This window comes from Eudoraea chungangensis (assembly GCF_029360665.1).
In the GTDB taxonomy this organism is placed as follows: Bacteria; Bacteroidota; Bacteroidia; order Flavobacteriales; family Flavobacteriaceae; genus Eudoraea; species Eudoraea chungangensis.
Map to the genome: position 1 here is coordinate 256,859 of NZ_JARDUB010000003.1, position 16,233 is coordinate 273,091.

The 16,233-nt window shown below is 36.5% G+C and carries 17 protein-coding genes; 11 read left to right on the forward strand and 6 right to left on the reverse strand.

The features are described from left to right. Positions 1–94: 94 nt before the first annotated feature. Both ribH and PXG98_RS07930 read right to left on the reverse strand, forming a co-directional pair. A complete protein-coding gene (ribH, locus tag PXG98_RS07925) occupies positions 95–571 on the reverse strand; it encodes a 6,7-dimethyl-8-ribityllumazine synthase (RefSeq protein ID WP_276390150.1) in 477 nt (158 codons plus the stop codon). A gap of 6 nt (positions 572–577) precedes the next feature. Next, positions 578–1,339 (reverse strand): tetratricopeptide repeat protein, encoded by a 762-nt coding sequence (locus tag PXG98_RS07930; protein WP_276390152.1) that lies wholly within the window; start codon positions 1,337–1,339, stop codon positions 578–580. A gap of 115 nt (positions 1,340–1,454) precedes the next feature. On the opposite strand from PXG98_RS07930, the gene recF reads away from it, so the two are divergent. Genes recF through PXG98_RS07945 form a run of 3 tightly spaced genes read left to right on the forward strand, consistent with a single transcriptional unit; the run spans position 1,455 to position 3,245 of the window. Further along, a complete protein-coding gene (recF, locus tag PXG98_RS07935; RefSeq protein ID WP_276390153.1) occupies positions 1,455–2,534 on the forward strand; it encodes a DNA replication/repair protein RecF in 1,080 nt (359 codons plus the stop codon). A gap of 1 nt (position 2,535) precedes the next feature. Beyond that, on the forward strand, positions 2,536–2,949 hold the full coding sequence (locus PXG98_RS07940) for a hypothetical protein (RefSeq protein WP_276390154.1): 414 nt from the start codon (positions 2,536–2,538) through the stop codon (positions 2,947–2,949). A 2-nt stretch (positions 2,950–2,951) separates the two neighbouring features. Next, a complete protein-coding gene (locus tag PXG98_RS07945; RefSeq protein ID WP_276390155.1) occupies positions 2,952–3,245 on the forward strand; it encodes a DciA family protein in 294 nt (97 codons plus the stop codon). 206 nt (positions 3,246–3,451) lie between these two features. Here the strand turns inward: PXG98_RS07945 and PXG98_RS07950 are convergent, their stop codons facing one another. Next, positions 3,452–3,871, reverse strand: coding sequence for a nucleoside-diphosphate kinase (locus tag PXG98_RS07950; RefSeq protein WP_276390157.1), 420 nt, complete (start codon positions 3,869–3,871; stop codon positions 3,452–3,454). Positions 3,872–3,919: 48 nt separating this feature from the next. Further along, a complete protein-coding gene (locus PXG98_RS07955) occupies positions 3,920–4,969 on the reverse strand; it encodes an alkaline phosphatase D family protein (RefSeq protein ID WP_276390158.1) in 1,050 nt (349 codons plus the stop codon). A 119-nt stretch (positions 4,970–5,088) separates the two neighbouring features. Here PXG98_RS07955 and PXG98_RS07960 point away from each other — a divergent pair, with 119 nt between their 5' ends. The 3 genes from PXG98_RS07960 to PXG98_RS07970 are packed head-to-tail and all read left to right on the forward strand — an operon-like array spanning position 5,089 to position 7,781. Continuing rightward, the gene (locus PXG98_RS07960; RefSeq protein ID WP_276390159.1) at positions 5,089–6,105 is read left to right on the forward strand and encodes a DHH family phosphoesterase; all 1,017 of its coding nucleotides are present in this window, start codon (positions 5,089–5,091) and stop codon (positions 6,103–6,105) included. Continuing rightward, positions 6,102–6,644, forward strand: coding sequence for a gliding motility-associated peptidyl-prolyl isomerase GldI (gldI, locus tag PXG98_RS07965; protein WP_276390160.1), 543 nt, complete (start codon positions 6,102–6,104; stop codon positions 6,642–6,644). Before PXG98_RS07960 ends, gldI begins: the two co-directional genes overlap by 4 nt. A gap of 18 nt (positions 6,645–6,662) precedes the next feature. Then, the gene (locus PXG98_RS07970; RefSeq protein ID WP_276390162.1) at positions 6,663–7,781 is read left to right on the forward strand and encodes a peptidylprolyl isomerase; all 1,119 of its coding nucleotides are present in this window, start codon (positions 6,663–6,665) and stop codon (positions 7,779–7,781) included. Positions 7,782–7,812: 31 nt separating this feature from the next. Here the strand turns inward: PXG98_RS07970 and PXG98_RS07975 are convergent, their stop codons facing one another. After that, the gene (locus PXG98_RS07975) at positions 7,813–9,267 is read right to left on the reverse strand and encodes an aminoacyl-histidine dipeptidase (protein ID WP_276390163.1); all 1,455 of its coding nucleotides are present in this window, start codon (positions 9,265–9,267) and stop codon (positions 7,813–7,815) included. A 69-nt stretch (positions 9,268–9,336) separates the two neighbouring features. Here PXG98_RS07975 and PXG98_RS07980 point away from each other — a divergent pair, with 69 nt between their 5' ends. After that, positions 9,337–10,416: a DUF3810 domain-containing protein gene (locus PXG98_RS07980; RefSeq protein WP_276390164.1), complete on the forward strand. Its 1,080-nt coding sequence runs from the start codon at positions 9,337–9,339 to the stop codon at positions 10,414–10,416. Positions 10,417–10,432: 16 nt separating this feature from the next. Here the strand turns inward: PXG98_RS07980 and PXG98_RS07985 are convergent, their stop codons facing one another. After that, a complete protein-coding gene (locus PXG98_RS07985; RefSeq protein ID WP_276390165.1) occupies positions 10,433–11,233 on the reverse strand; it encodes a DUF6503 family protein in 801 nt (266 codons plus the stop codon). A gap of 75 nt (positions 11,234–11,308) precedes the next feature. On the opposite strand from PXG98_RS07985, the gene PXG98_RS07990 reads away from it, so the two are divergent. From PXG98_RS07990 to PXG98_RS08005, 4 genes are all read left to right on the forward strand, one after another. Continuing rightward, positions 11,309–12,130 (forward strand): TrmH family RNA methyltransferase, encoded by an 822-nt coding sequence (locus PXG98_RS07990; protein WP_276390166.1) that lies wholly within the window; start codon positions 11,309–11,311, stop codon positions 12,128–12,130. Between the two features lie 69 nt (positions 12,131–12,199). Beyond that, positions 12,200–13,432, forward strand: coding sequence for a M48 family metallopeptidase (locus tag PXG98_RS07995; RefSeq protein WP_276390167.1), 1,233 nt, complete (start codon positions 12,200–12,202; stop codon positions 13,430–13,432). A 41-nt stretch (positions 13,433–13,473) separates the two neighbouring features. Then, complete coding sequence (locus PXG98_RS08000; RefSeq protein ID WP_276390168.1) at positions 13,474–15,681, forward strand: RelA/SpoT family protein; 2,208 nt, start codon at positions 13,474–13,476, stop codon at positions 15,679–15,681. A 94-nt stretch (positions 15,682–15,775) separates the two neighbouring features. After that, positions 15,776–16,231 carry a Fur family transcriptional regulator gene (locus tag PXG98_RS08005; RefSeq protein ID WP_276390774.1) on the forward strand — a complete coding sequence of 152 codons (456 nt, stop codon included), beginning with the start codon at positions 15,776–15,778 and terminating at the stop codon, positions 16,229–16,231. Positions 16,232–16,233 lie beyond the last annotated feature (2 nt).

Here is a 16,233-nt window from a genome sequence, read left to right on the forward strand (position 1 = left end):
TGCAAAAAAGCAAGGGGTTTTACTTCCCAAAAATTGTTAACACTTTAAGACCAAAGAAATTGGCCTAAATAAACTACAAATATTGGAAAACCGATTAACGAGAGACCATTTTTATGGCGGCTATGGCTGCTTCGGCACCTTTGTTCCCATGCTTTCCACCGGATCTGTCTTTTGCCTGTTGAAAAGTATTATCGGTAAGGACGCAAAAAATTACCGGAATGTCTAATTGAAGATTAACATCCATTATGCCCTGTGCAGTAGCACTACAAACAAAGTCAAAATGTTTGGTTTCACCCTGAATTAAGCTTCCGATAGCCACCACAGCATCTACTTTTTCTTCCAGAATCATACGTTTACATCCTAAAGGCAATTCAAAGCTCCCGGGAACATTTAATCGAATGATATTCTTTTTCTCCACCTTACAATCCAGTAAGGTCAACTCAGCTCCATCAAAAAGTGCTTCTGTAATTTCAGAATTCCACTCGGATACCACCAAGCCAATTTTAAAATTTCTAGCGTCCGGCAAGGAAGCTTTATCATAAAAGGATAGATTCTTTCCCGCTGTAGCCATTAGAACCTAATTTTTTGCCATTCCAATGAAGGCATCGATAGTTTTGGCTTCCTCTGACTCTGGAAATTCATCTTTGATTCTAACAAAATACTCCAAAGCCTTTTGTTTTTGCCCTAAATCTAAAGAAGTGACTCCGGCCTTATACAAATATCTTGGAGTTGTAAAACTATTTAAATCATGATTAAAAGCTCTCTCATAATAGGTCAAGGCCTCAGATGCTTGATCTAATTGCATAAATGCATCTCCTATACCTCCCTTGGCTAAAGCACCCAATATGGCATCATCTGAAGAAAACTTCTCTAAATGCATTATAGCCTCTTGGTATTGCTTCATATTTAAATAAGCCATTCCGGCAGAATAACTGGATAAATTAGCGGCCTTAGTTCCTTTGTATTCGTCAATAATATCAAGAAACCCATATTTACCTTGCGCCCCATTCAAAGAAAGATTAAATAAAGAGTCCTTTTGTGTGGTGCTGTTTAAAGCTTGGTCGAAGTATTGTTGTGGATAGAACATTTCATTGGCAGCCATTGTCTCCTTTGGCTTTTGAATAAACTGGCTATAGGCCAAATAGCCCAGAACTGCCACAGCAATCACTCCAATTATTCCTAAAATGTAATTCTGATTCCTAGCTACCCATTGTTCTGATCTAGAGGCACTCTCATCTAAGCTACTAAAAACTTCAGCCGTTGCGCTATTCTGCATATCCAACTCATTCTCTTCGGCTTTATTCTTTGGTTTGTAACCTCTTTTCTTATATGTTGCCATGATTTACTTTATTGGTCGCGCAAAAATAAAGTTTTTATCCAAAACCAAAAGCCAAATTATTCGTTATTTTTGGATAATTTGCATGTTTCATTTATACCGCTAATTGCCTGCCCGAATGTTTCTCCGAAATCTATCCCTTGTAAACTATAAAAACTTCGATTCTCAAAGCTTCGAATTTGACGCTAAAATTAACTGTTTTGTTGGGGCAAATGGGATAGGCAAAACAAATATTCTCGATGCTATTTATCATTTAGCCATCGGTAAAAGTTATTTTAATCCAATGGCCAGTCAGAATATTAGACATGGGGAAGACTTTTTTATGATAGAAGGCACCTTTGAGATTAAAGATAGACCAGAAAAAGTAGTTTGCAGTTTTAAAAGAGGAGTAAAGAAAATAATTAAAAGGAACAATAAAGTATATGAAAGATTATCAGACCATGTGGGTTTGGTTCCTCTTGTAATCATCTCTCCTGTAGACAGGAATTTAATCTTAGAAGGCAGCGACGTCCGTCGAAAGTTTATTGACAGTGTAATTTCACAGTCAGACCGACTTTATCTAGACACCCTAATTAAGTACAACAGAACCTTGCAACAACGCAATACTTTACTTAAATACTTTGCCCTTAACCACACCTTCGACCTAGACACATTAACAGTTTACGATGAACAATTAGACGTATATGGCACGGAAATATTTATAAAACGCAAACAGTTCATTGAAGAATTTACACCAATTTTTAAACAGCAATACCTCTCTATTTCGGGAGGCAAAGAAGATGTTAGTATCGTATATGACAGTAAACTAAAGACTGAAAATTTAAAAAGTCTATTGCAACGAAGTTTGGAGAAAGATAGAAATCTTCAATATAGCTCTGTTGGAATCCACAAAGATGATCTGCTTTTTGAAATTAAAGATTATCCGGTAAAAAAATTTGGCAGTCAAGGGCAACAAAAATCATTCCTTATTGCTTTAAAATTTGCACAATTTCAGTTCTTGAAATCCCATGCCACTTCTTCTCCTTTATTGCTGCTTGATGATATTTTCGACAAACTGGATGAACATAGGGTAAGACATATAATAACCTTGGTTGACGAAGAGAATTTTGGTCAAATTTTTATAAGTGATACCCACCCTGAGCGTACAGAAGAAATAGTTAAATCTATCCATCAGTCTTATAAAATTTTTAAATTGTAGTATGAAAAAATTCTTTGGCGTCGCTTTTCTATTATTGATCTCTTGTGCCGAAAAAGTCACCCAAGAATCCTTGGCTTTATTGAATGGATACTGGGAAATAAAAGAAGTGCGTTTTCCAGATGGACAGACCAAAGAATACGAAATCAATCCAACGGTAGACTATTATTTTTTACGAGAAACGACAGGTTATAAAAAAAAAGTGAAACCAAGAATGGACGGAACTTTTACCATAACCGCAGATTCAGAAGAATTTGAAATACATAGTAGTAAGGAGGAGTTCTGGATCAGCTACAGTAATAATTTGTCATCGAGAGAAGAGCAGCTTATTGAAATTTCCAATAATATAATGGTACTGAAGGATAAAGATGGTCTAAGCTATAGGTACAGCCGCTATAATCCTGATAAAACACATTGACGATGGCACAGAAAAAAGGCGAGCAACCCCTTAGTAAAATACTCCAAAATTTTATCCAAAAGAATAAACTGCAAGAGGGAATAGACAAAGTATTGGTAAATGATGTTTGGAAAAAAACTATGGGTAAAGGGGTGGCAAACTATACTACCGCCATAGAGCTTAGAAGAGGGACACTATTCGTTTCCTTATCTTCATCAGTACTTAGAGAAGAGCTCAGCCTGGGGAATTCTAAAATAATTAATATGCTCAACGAAGAATTGGGCAAAGACTTGATTAAGAAACTAGTTTTGCGATAAAGAGCAACGATAGCATTATCTTATGCTATCGAGGACAAACTCCTCTACTAACCATAAGGTAACCTTATACGTTCAAACTTCCTCACTACTAGTCACTTCTATAAACAACCTAAGAAGAACTGCAGTGTGATAGAATTAATACTTATAAAACCTCAATAAATTGAAGAGTAAGAAAAAACCTAGTATAAGTAAGCCGAAATAGTGAACTAATAAATCTCACGTCCTGAAAAATGAAAACTACCCTCTATTAAGGCATTCTCATCACTATCAGAACCGTGCACCGCATTTTCGCCTATATCTTTCGCAAATAATTTACGAATTGTTCCTTCAGCCGCTTCTTCGGGATTGGTTGCACCAATTAAAGCTCTAAAATCTTCAACTGCATTATCTTTTTCCAAGATTGCAGAAACTATCGGACCTCTTGTCATAAAAGATACTAATTCTCCAAAGAATGGCCTCTCGCGATGTATGGCATAGAATTCCTGTGCATCTCTCAAACTTAATTGCGTATATTTCATGGCCACAATTTTAAAACCAGCAGAAGTTATTTTTTCTAAAATTGCTCCTATATGTCCGTTCTCAACGGCGTCCGGCTTAATCATTGTAAATGTTCTGTTCCCTGTCATTCTATAAATTTTGCGCAAAAGTACGTTTTCTTCAAGCAACCCACAACATTAATACTGTTGTCTTATTTCCAAAGGAATTTTTCCCTCGTCTTCTATTATTTGAAATTGAATCTCTCTAGTAATAAAATTTAATTTTACCAGGCCAAAGCTTTCATTAAAGACCACATGTCCTATTCTATATGGGTTTGCTTCGCCCTTGAAATCTTTATAGGCATGTGTTAAACCACTACTAGTAAAATCAACCAAAGGATAGGGTAACCCAGGTATCTCAGTTTTTGAAAATTCTGAAATATGACGATCGCCCGATAATACAAAAACTCCTTGTGCATCAGATGATACCAATAGTCTTTTAAAACGATCTATTTCATGAGGAAAATTTCCCCAGCATTCAAAACCGTGCTCGTTTGATAAAAACTGAATACTACTAATAATTATATTGAAATCTGCTTTAGAAGACCTGAGTTCTTTAGAAAACCAAGTCCATTGCTTCTCTCCCAGTAATTCACCCTGTCCATAGGAATTAGGGCTAATTCTTTTATTGGTCAAAGTATCCGGAGTTAGGGGAGTTCTAAAATAGCGCGTATCTAGGACAAGAATCTTTACACTGCCCATTTCTCCTTGGTAAGAATAAGAATGATAAATTCCTTCCTGTAAACGACGTGGGTGATTAGCAGGAACTTCTAAAAAATCTAAAAACGCCTGCTGACTTCCTCTCTTTGAAACAAACTCCTTTCCACCATCGTTAAGCCCGTAGTCATGATCGTCCCAAGTTCCAATTACTTGTGTCTTTCTTTTTAGCTTTTTATACCCTTTTATGTTATTCTGAGCCTCGTACATTGCTCTGATCTCATTCACGTCTTCCGTGTCTGCATAAATATTATCGCCGCCCCAAATCCATAAAACAGGTTTACTTTTAAGAATATCATCCCAAAGCAAATTCTCTATATCCACTTTATTACAAGAGCCAAAAGCAATTGTTAATTCGGATCCTGGAACGGGTGTATCTGTAAGATCTTTTTTAGTTGAACAGGAAACTAATAATAGAATTAGTAAAAAGAGAAGACTCGGTTTGCCAAAAATGTATTGTTTTTTTATCACTATTTAGTTTTACTGAGGGTAGTTGTTAAAATTAGAAAATAGACATGAAAGACCGAACAATTTCTATTATTTAATTTTGGTTATAATTGCTATAACTATTTAGTTGTATCTTTGCGCGCATGAATTCTGAGGACGTTAAAGCCGTGAGAGCCTTGCTCTCCAAACCACAAAGAATAGTAATAATACCTCATAAAAATCCCGATGGAGATGCTATCGGTTCTTGTCTGGGGTTATGGCATTACTTAAAAAACCTAGGACTGGAAGCTACTGTGGTTGCACCAAACGATTACCCTAAATTTCTTAAATGGATGCCCGGTACAGAAAGTATTCTAAACTTTGAAAAACAAAACAGTCAGGCACTAGAAGTTTTAGAAGCGGCAAGCCTTTGTTTTACCTTAGATTTTAACGATTTAAGCAGAGTTGGCCAGCTTACCCCTATTTTATTAAAAAGTACGGCAAAGTTTATTATGATCGATCATCACAGATCACCAGATAACTACGCTACAATAACTTATTCTGATCCAAAAATGAGCTCAACCTGTGAAATGATTTACCATTTCATAACTAAGCTCGATGGGAAAGATAAAATCACAGAAGACATTGCCAATTGCTTGTATTCTGGAATAGTTACGGATACCGGATCCTTTAAATTTGCAGCTACTACAAGTACAACACACCGAACTGCTGCTACCTTAATGGAAAAAGGCGCGGATAACGCCCTGATTCAAAATCGTATTTTCGACACAAATTCTCCCGAAAGATTACAGCTTTTAGGTTGTGCACTTAAAAATATGGTTATAATAAAAGAATTTCACACGGCATATACTTTTTTAACGCAAGAAGAGTTAGATACACATAACTATAAAAAAGGAGATACTGAAGGCTTCGTAAATTACGGACTTACCATAGAAAGTATTAAGTTTGCGGTCATTTTTATTGAAAACAAAGAAGAGGGTATCATTAAGATTTCCTTTAGGTCCCAAGGGCAGTTTTCTGTAAATGAATTTGCTAGGGCTCATTTTCATGGGGGAGGACATACCAATGCGGCTGGGGGTAAATCCGATTCCGATATGAGCACAGCCATTTCTAGATTCACTAAGCTTTTAAATGACTATAAAGACGAATTAAATTCATGAAAAGACTGGCATTTCTATCCTTTTTAGTGATCCTTATATCCTGCGGAGGTCCGGAACCGCGCAAACCAATTGAGGCCAGATCTGGTAGCTTTATTAAAGAATCGGTAGAGCGAAACAAAAAGTTACTGAAACAAGAAGAGGCGCTTTTTAAGCAAATTATAGAAAGAGACAGCTCTCACAACTATTTAAGCACCTCCTTCGGAGCTTACTATTATTATAATCTAGTAGGAGATAGTATAGGATATACTCCAGTGGAAGATGACCTGGTAAGACTAACATACAATATTAGAAGCATAACCAATGACACCCTATATAGTATGGTAGATATAGGAATCTTGGATTACAAAGTAGATAAGCAAGAGTTATTTCCCGGTTTGCGATCTGGGGTTAAACTCTTAAAAGCAAATGAAACTGCAACTTTTTTACTTCCTTCAGCCCAGGCTTACGGATATCATGGAGATAATAATAAAATAGAACCTAATACACCTATTTTTACCACCATAAAAATTATAGAAATAACAAAAAAAGAAAATTTATAAAGATTCAAAATAGAAAAAATGAGAAAACTAAATGTTGTAATAGTACTTGCACTTATTTTATTTGGAAGCTGCACCTCCAGTAAATTTAAAGATTTAGGCGATGGTTTGTTTGCGGATATTAATACAAATAAAGGCGATATCATCGTTAAACTTGAAATGGACAAGACTCCGGTAACGGTAGCAAATTTTGTCTCTTTGGCTGAAGGTAATAATCCTTTCGTAAGCGAGCAATACAAAGAACGTAAGTATTACGATGGAATAATTTTTCACCGTGTTATAAAAGACTTTATGATTCAGGGTGGAGATCCGACGGGTACAGGCCAAGGGAATCCAGGATATAGATTTAAAGATGAGTTTAACGATTCTTTGGTACATGATAAAGCCGGTATCTTGTCTATGGCCAATGCCGGGCCCAAAACTAATGGAAGTCAGTTTTTTATAACGCATAAAGAAACACCCTTCTTAAATGGAAGACATACTGTTTTTGGGGAAGTAGTTAAGGGTTTAGATGTAGTAGATTCAATAGCCAATGTTAAAACTTTTCAGGAGCCTAATAGAAAAGACAAACCTATGGAAGACGTTGTTATGAATTCTATGGTTATTATACGAAATGGAAAAGAGGCTAAAAACTTCGATGCAGTTAAAGTAATGACCGATTATTTTGCCGAAGAAGAGGCTTTAGTAGCAGCAGAAAGAAAAGTTAGAATAGATTTTGTTACAGAAATTTCTGAGCAAAAAGCCAACGCCACAGAACTTCCTTCAGGACTTCGAATTTTTACGCTTCAAGAAGGACAAGGTAAGAAGCCAAGTATTGGTGAAAAAGTTTTGGTTAATTATGCAGGATGGCTAACAGACGGCACCTTGTTCGACAGTAATTATGAAGAAGTAGCGCTTAAATTTGGCAAATTCGATGCCAGAAGAAAAGCGGGTAAAGGTTATGAGGCCATCCCCATGGATTACAGCCCGGAATCTCAATTAATTGCTGGATTCAAAGAAGGTCTACTTAGTATGAAGGTCGGTGATAAAATTAGAGTTTTTATCCCCCCCCATCTTGGATATGGGCCTCAAGGCGGAGGTCCTATACCGCCAAACGCTGAATTAGTTTTCGACCTTGAAATTGTCGGAATAACAGAATAAAAAAAATCCCGATAGAAATATCGGGATTTTTTTATGGTGTATTTTTTAGAATTTCCAAAAGGTATTTCCAAAATTTCTGTACGGAGGAAATAGATACTCTTTCATCCGGAGAATGTGCCCCTTTTATCGTAGGTCCAAAACTTATCATATCCAGGTTTGGATAATGTTGCCCTAGAATACCACACTCTAAGCCAGCATGGCAGGCAACCACCTTTGGCTTTTCATTAAACAGACTAGTGTATTGTTCTTTAAGTATTTTTAAAATTGGTGATTTTGGATTTGGTTGCCACCCGGGATATTCTCCCGAGAGACGAATTTCGCAGCCTGCCAATTCAAAAACACTTTGTAAAGAAGTAGCCAAATCATTTTTGGAAGACTCTATGGAGGATCTGGTTAAGCACCCAATATGGATATTTCCATCACCTATTCGAACTCGTGCTATATTGTTAGATGTAGCCACCAAATCGGGAATGGCCGTACTCATTAAATAGACACCATTATGTGCTGCATATATGGCCCTTAATACTTTATTCTGTATTAAAGGGTCCATAATTGCTTCGGGTAGTGCAACAACTTCTAATTCTAATTGCATTTGTTTTTCAACAATGGCAAACTCCCTTTTTATTTCAATTGCCAAGGCTTCAAAGTCTCTGACAAAAGCGGTTTCGTTTTCTTCCGAAACTACAATAATGGAGACACTCTCTCTTGGTATAGCATTTCTAAGACTTCCGCCATCAATTTTGGCAATACCTATATTATGACTATTGACAGAGCCCAGTAATAATCGATTCATGATTTTATTGGCATTTCCAAGGCCTTTATGAATATCCATTCCGCTATGCCCGCCTTGCAAACCCTTAACAATTACTTTATAAGCACTAGAATTTGTTGGTGTGGAAATTTGCGGATAGGTACGAGACGCTGTAATGTCTATTCCCCCGGCGCAACCTATATCAATTTCATCATCCTCCTCTGTGTCTAAATTTAAGAGAATTTCTCCCTGCAGAACACCGGGCTTTAAACCCTGGGCTCCCGTCATTCCAGTCTCTTCATCGATAGTAAATAATGCCTCTAAAGGTGGATGTGGAATACTAGTGCTCTCGAGAAGACTTAGGATTGCCGCAACTCCCATACCATTGTCGGCACCCAGAGTTGTTCCCTTAGCCTTTACCCAATCATCTTCGGCCAACATCGCTATACCCTGCGTCTCAAAGTCGAAAACTGTGTCATTATTTTTCTGATGAACCATATCTAAATGGGACTGTAAGGTAATCATCTTGCGATTTTCCATCCCCGTGGTTGCAGGCTTGCGAATAATCACATTCCCTACCTCGTCTTTAAAAGTTTCTAAACCCAAAGACTTGCCAAAATCCATAGCAAACTGAATCACTCTTTCTTCTCTTTTAGAAGGTCTAGGCACTGCATTCAATTTGGAAAAATTTTTCCAAACTACCTTGGGTTCTAATTCTAATATTTCCTTGTTCATAATATTATTAAAACGTCAAAAATACATATTGAAATTAAACCTAGCTAGATAAATAGTATTTTTGAGTGCATGAAGAACAGATTTAAAAATTGGATTGCCATAGCACTATTGCCTCAAATTCTACTTGTAAAATGGATTGGTCATTACCCTGAATTTGTAGATGCATATTATAGCCAAGGTTTTTACCAACTTATTTCGCAGTTCTTTAGAAGCCTATTAGGTTGGTCATCTATTTCTTTTGGAGATCTAATCTATTGTTTGCTCTTTATACTTAGCGTTCGATATGTAATTTTAAATTGGAAAAAAATAAAGGATAAACCGAAAGTCTTCTTTCGAGACTTCGTAATGGTTCTCTCGGTAGCATACTTCACTTTTCATTTAACATGGGGACTTAATTACTACAGGGTTCCATTGGCTAAGTCTTTAGAACTCAAGGAGACCTATTCCTTCTCTGAACTTGAGGAAATTACGAAGTCCTTAATTAAAAAAACCAACCAATTACAATTTGAAATCAGTAAGGATTCTACGGAAAAAATAAACATACCTTATACGCATAAAGAGTTCTTTGACCTTACCATCGATGGATATCAAAAATTGGAACAAAAGCTTCCTCAATTTGCCTATAAAAAGCCCAGTATAAAAAACTCCTTATTAAGTACAATGTTGAGTTATATGGGCTATGGAGGGTATTTAAACCCTTTTACAAATGAGGCGCAAGTTAATGCTAAGGTACCGAGCTTTAGGTTTCCCATAATTGCTGGTCATGAAATTGGACATCAAATAGGCTATTCTGCAGAAAATGAAGTGAATTTCATTGGATATCTAGTAACCTCCAATAATGATAATATCTATTTCAAATATGCCGCTTACGCCTATGCAGCCAGTTACTGTCTCAGTGAAATTAAACGTCGTGACAAAACCAAGGCCGCAACCCTATATGCAACTTTTAATCTAGGCGTGAAGAAAAATTTTGATGCTTACTACACCTTTTGGAAAGCCTATGATAATCCATTGGAGCCTGTTTTTAAAAATGTTTTTAATACTTTCCTAAAAGCCAATAATCAAAAAGATGGTATAAAAAGCTATTACAAAATTGTCACCTACCTCGTGGCATATCACTTAAAATATCCAATTGAATTTAAAAGCTAATAAAAAGAACAGTACACTAAGACTTTTTTACTATTGCTGCGTCAGAGGGTTTATCATAAAAACCCTTAGTTTTACTTTTAGTTGATAGCTCGGCGTTTTCAAATATTCTGGTGCTTTTCTTTTCCTTAATAATTCTACCCTCATAGGCATACCAACTTAAGCTTGATGGAAGCAAAATTCCATCAATAGTTCTCCAGTCATTATAGCGTATCCATTTTATATTGTCTGATTTTTCTCCAGTTCGGTAAGTTACGGTGTAACCCAACCATTTCATTTCGTAGGTAACAGGATCATAGTGAACAAAATACTGGTCTTTTGGAGATGTTCCCACGCCTGTTTCGTAACCAATTTGTATTCCAGGATACGATTTATCTTCAAAAATAAGAGGCACTGTTTCTTCATATACAATACCCGGATCAGCTAAAACAAAGGGCATGGCATAGAAGTAGAACATAAGGTTATGATAAAATACGGCATCCCCTGTGTATGCGTTTTTAGGGTCTAATAACCATACCTCTTCACCGTCAAACCCCATGGAATAATCATTAAACTCTATTTTATCCTTCCTAGACTTTAAGTCTATTGTATGTCTTTCCGTCAACTCGCCCTTTTTAAGAACGAACTGCAAAGTGTGCTGGTTTTTCCAACTTTCGATACCCCCATGCGCTAAAAGAACACTGTCTAAGGCACTTGGAAAGGTAGCCTGTTCCAATTCGGATGAGGCCTCTTGAGATTCTTTTAAATTTACAGCTGTATTAGACTTATCTTTACAAGAGATAAGAACAGAAAGCAGAAATAAGACTAAAAATCGGTTCATTTTTATTATTTTAAGATTAAGAATGTCTTGGTCGATTTTACCATGGAAAGTTTACATCTTTGCTAAAACTATTTTATGACAGGGGTAAAAAGAGTTACAAGTATACACAATCCTACCATCAAAAAATATCTTACGCTTAGAGAGAAAGCCAGAGATAGAAAAAAACTAGGTTTATTTGTTCTAGAAGGAAAACGAGAACTGGAACTTGCCTTAAAAAAAGGATATAGCATAGACACCCTATTTTACTGTCCAGAGATTATTACGGATTCCGAAACTCTCGCACTAATTAAAATTGGATCCCAAAGGCCAGAGATAATCGAAATTTCATTAGAGGTATATAAAAAGTTAGTAGTAAGAAAAACCACTGAGGGTGTAATTGCAATTGTAGAAAGCAAGGAACATTCGCTAAAATCTTTATTGGTACGGCGCAAAACCCCTTTAATACTCGTTGCTGAAGCTCCCGAAAAACCAGGTAATATAGGGGCTCTGTTAAGAACTGCTGATGCCGCCAAACTTGATGCGGTTTTAATTGCTGATTATGCAGGAGATCTATATAACCCTAATGTTATTCGTTCTAGCGTTGGCTGTGTTTTCACTGTTCCTATCGCCATTGGAAGTTCAAAAGAAATCCTGCACTTTTTAAAGGATCGTAATATTCCTCTTTTTGCTGCGGCCTTAACCGCATCTACCCACTACGACAAGGTAGATTTTTCTGAAGGAGGGGCAATTGCAGTAGGTACTGAAGCAAAAGGACTAACACAGGAATTTCTTATGGCCTCTCAACAGAATATTATTATTCCGATGGAAGGGGAAATTGATTCAATGAATGTCTCGGTCTCCGCGGCAATTATTATATTTGAAGCAAAAAGACAAAGAGGATTATTTTCGAATAAATAAGAGACTTTTAATCTAAGGCCCAAGCTACTTTGTCGATCTACATAACCAAAAATCTTTAACCACCCACCTATGGATAGTACGAATCTATTTTACCTTATCATTGGCATAATACTACTTCAATTTTTAATTGAAACGGTTTTGGATTTTCTAAATTTTCGTAGGTTCAATGACGCCATACCTCCAGAATTACAAGATGTTTTTGACCAAGAAGAATACCTAAAATCGCAGGAATATAAAATGTACAATTACAAATTTGGATTACTTACATCTATCTTTTCCCTGGGATTAATGTTGGGTTTTTTAAGTTTTGGTGGTTTTGAATGGGTAGATCAAATAGTTAGGTCTGTTACAGACAATTCTATTCTTATGACTCTGTTGTTTTTTGGCATAATTGCTATAGGTTCAGACTTGTTATCTTTACCATTCTCCTATTATCAAACCTTTGTTATTGAAGAAAAGTTTGGCTTCAATAAAAGTACCGTCAGACTCTTTATTTTGGATAAACTTAAAGGATGGATGATGCTGGTGCTATTGGGTGGCATCTTATTATCTGCCATAGTTTGGTTTTATGAATGGAGTGGGGCCGCATTTTGGCTCTATGCGCTTGGAATTATTGCCTTGTTTACAATAAGCATGAATCTCTTTTACAGCAGATTAATTGTTCCACTTTTTAATAAACAGAGTCCGTTAGAAGATGGAGAGCTCAAGGATAAAATAAGCGCCTATGCCGCAAATGTAGGTTTTAGTCTTAGACAGGTATTTGTATTAGACGGCTCTAAAAGAAGTACAAAAGCCAATGCCTATTTTTCGGGCTTTGGTAAAGAGAAACGAGTTACCCTGTTCGACACCCTCATAAACGACTTGGAACAAGAAGAAATTGTAGCTGTTCTGGCACATGAGGTAGGGCATTATAAAAAACATCATATCATTATTAACTTAGTACTTTCCCTACTTCTAACAGCTATTACGCTCTACCTGCTATCTCTTTTTATTTCAAATCCTGCTTTTTCCTATGCCATTGGAGTAAGCAACCCAAGCTTTCACGCAGCCTTAATTTGCTTTGGCATTTTATATAGCCCTATTTCAGAAGTCAGTGGTTTGGCAATGAATATCTTGTCTAGGAAGTTTGAATTTCAGGCAGATGACTATGCCAAAAACACCTACCATAGCAGCTATTTAATTAGCTCTCTGAAGAAGCTCTCCAAGAACAGCCTCAGCAATCTTAGTCCACATCCTGCCTATGTGTTTTTACACTACTCACACCCTCCTTTAATTCAAAGAATCAGGAATCTTAAGGCATGATTTTTGTTGGTAACTACAAAAGAATGTGGTATTTTTAATATATGGGGGTAGATACAGTTTTAGAGAAGGAAAACAAGGAAATCGCCAAACAGTATAAGGAACTTCTGCGCATTAGCTATCAAACTTTAAGCGCTCAAGACAAAAAACTGATAAGGTCTGCTTTTGACGTTGCGGTAGACGCACATAAAAACCAGAGGAGAAAGTCGGGTGAAGCCTATATTTTTCATCCTATTGCGGTAGCTAAAATAGTTGCCTCGGAAATTGGCTTGGATGCGGTTTCTATTGCCGCGGCTTTACTACATGACGTGGTGGAGGATACCGAATATACCTTAGATGATATTGAACGTATGTTTGGGGAAACTATCGCTCGTATCGTAGACGGCCTGACTAAAATAGCCCATCTTAAAAAGGACATGAATATCTCGCAGCAGGCCGAGAACTTCAGAAAAATGCTTCTCACGCTTCACGATGATGTCAGAGTCATTATAATAAAAATAGCAGATCGATACCACAATATGCTTACCATGGACGCCATGCCAGAGCACAAGCAGGTTAAGATGGCTTCTGAGACCTTATATATCTACGCCCCTTTAGCACATAGAATAGGGCTTTACAATATTAAAACCGAGCTAGAAGACTTAAGTCTAAAGTACACAGAACCGGAGGTATATAAGGACATTCAAGAGAAAATTGAGAAAACCAAAGAGGAACAACTAGATTATATAGATCAGTTTTCTAAAGTTATTCGAGACTCTTTAGATAAAGAAGGATTAGAATACGACATCAAAGGAAGGATGAAGTCTATCTACTCTATCCGAAGAAAAATGCTCACGCAGAATGTCACCTTTGATGAGATCTATGATAAATTTGCGATAAGGATTATTTATAAATCCGATAAACAAAATGAAAAATTTCTGGCTTGGAAAATATACTCTATTGTAACCGACCATTTTACACCTAACCCTATACGTCTTCGCGATTGGATTTCGTCTCCTAAATCGACGGGGTATGAAGCATTGCATATAACAGTAATGGGTCCGGAAGGAAGATGGGTAGAAGTGCAGATACGCAGTGAAAGAATGCATGAAATTGCAGAAAAGGGATATGCTGCTCATTTTAAGTACAAGCACGGCGATCAGAAAGAACAGGGTATTGAAATATGGCTAAACAAATTACAAGAGGCTCTAGAGACTTCTAATGGAAGTGCCGTTGATTTTGTTGAAGAGTTTAAATTAAATCTGTATTCCAAAGAAATATTTGTTTTCACCCCTCAAGGCGAGCTAAAATCCTTACCAAAAGATGCTACGCCCTTAGATTTTGCTTTCAATATTCATACAGAAGTTGGTATGAAAACAAGGGGGGCCAAGGTTAATGGTAAGTTAGTTCCCTTAAACACCTCCTTAAAAAGCGGAGACCAGGTAGAGATTATTACTTCAGAAAAGGCTAAGCCAAATCAAAATTGGCTAGACTACGCCACTACGGCCAGAGCACGATCTAAAATAAGATCATCTCTTCGGGATGAGCAGAAAGAAGTAGCTGCAGAAGGGAAAGACATATTAAGAAGAAAATTAAAATCCCAAAAAATAAATTTAAATGAGGATGCCATAAACAAAATGGTAGTCTACTTTAAGCTTAACACCAGTTTAGATTTGTTTTACAGGGTCGGAGTTGGGGCCATAGACAATCAAATGATTAAGGACTTTGCTTCCTCTTACAACAATGCCTTTATTAGTTTTTTCAAAAACAAAATTAGAAGAAAGCCTGTCCCTGAAGATATCAACAAAGATGAAATCACTTCGAAGTACGACTTATTGGTGTTTGGCAAAGAAGAAGAAAAGTTAAGCTATACACTTTCTAAATGCTGTAGTCCTATTCCAGGTGATGAAGTATTTGGTTTTGTCAGTGTAAATGAAGGTATTAAAGTACACAAGAAGAATTGCCCCAATGCTATCGCTTTGCAATCTAATTATGCCTATAGAATTATAAGTGCAAAATGGATAGATTCCAGTCAGGAAGAGTTTTTATCCGAAATCAGACTAACTGGCATCGATAATATTGGTCTGGTAAACGAAATCACCAAGGTAATTTCCGATAACATGCATGTAAACATTCGTAATCTAAATTTCAGTACGGATGGGGGTACTTTTACCGGAAAAATTACAGTGGTTGTAAAGAACAAATCCATTTTGAAAAAACTTATTAACAACCTTAAACAAATAGGAGGTATAGAAAAAGTAACTCGGGCATAAGACATGGAGTTTAAGGCTTCGCTTAATCTTCCTTTTTAGAGGATTAAAATTCGCATTTTAAATGTACATTTGCCCTAAAGATGATGTAGACATTATGGGGACCACACAGGACCAGGAAACAGTAAAAAACGTATTCACAGCTTTTTTAGAAGAAAAAGGTCATAGACGCACTCCTGAGCGCTATGCTATTCTGCAGGAAATTTATGAAAGCGACGATCATTTTGATATAGAATCTTTGTATATCAATATGAAAAACAAAAATTATAGGGTTAGTAGAGCTACCCTCTATAACACCATTGAATTGTTGATGGAGTGCAAACTGGTTCGCAAACATCAGTTTGGTAAAAACCAGGCCCAATACGAAAAGTCCTATTTTGACAGGCAGCACGACCATGTAATTCTCACAGATACTGGTGAAGTTGTAGAATTTTGTGATCCGCGAATTCAATCTATAAAACAAACCATTGAAGAGATATTTGATATAAAAATCAATAACCACTCTTTGTACTTCTATGGTACAAGAAATACGAAAGAAAATAATACTAATTAACC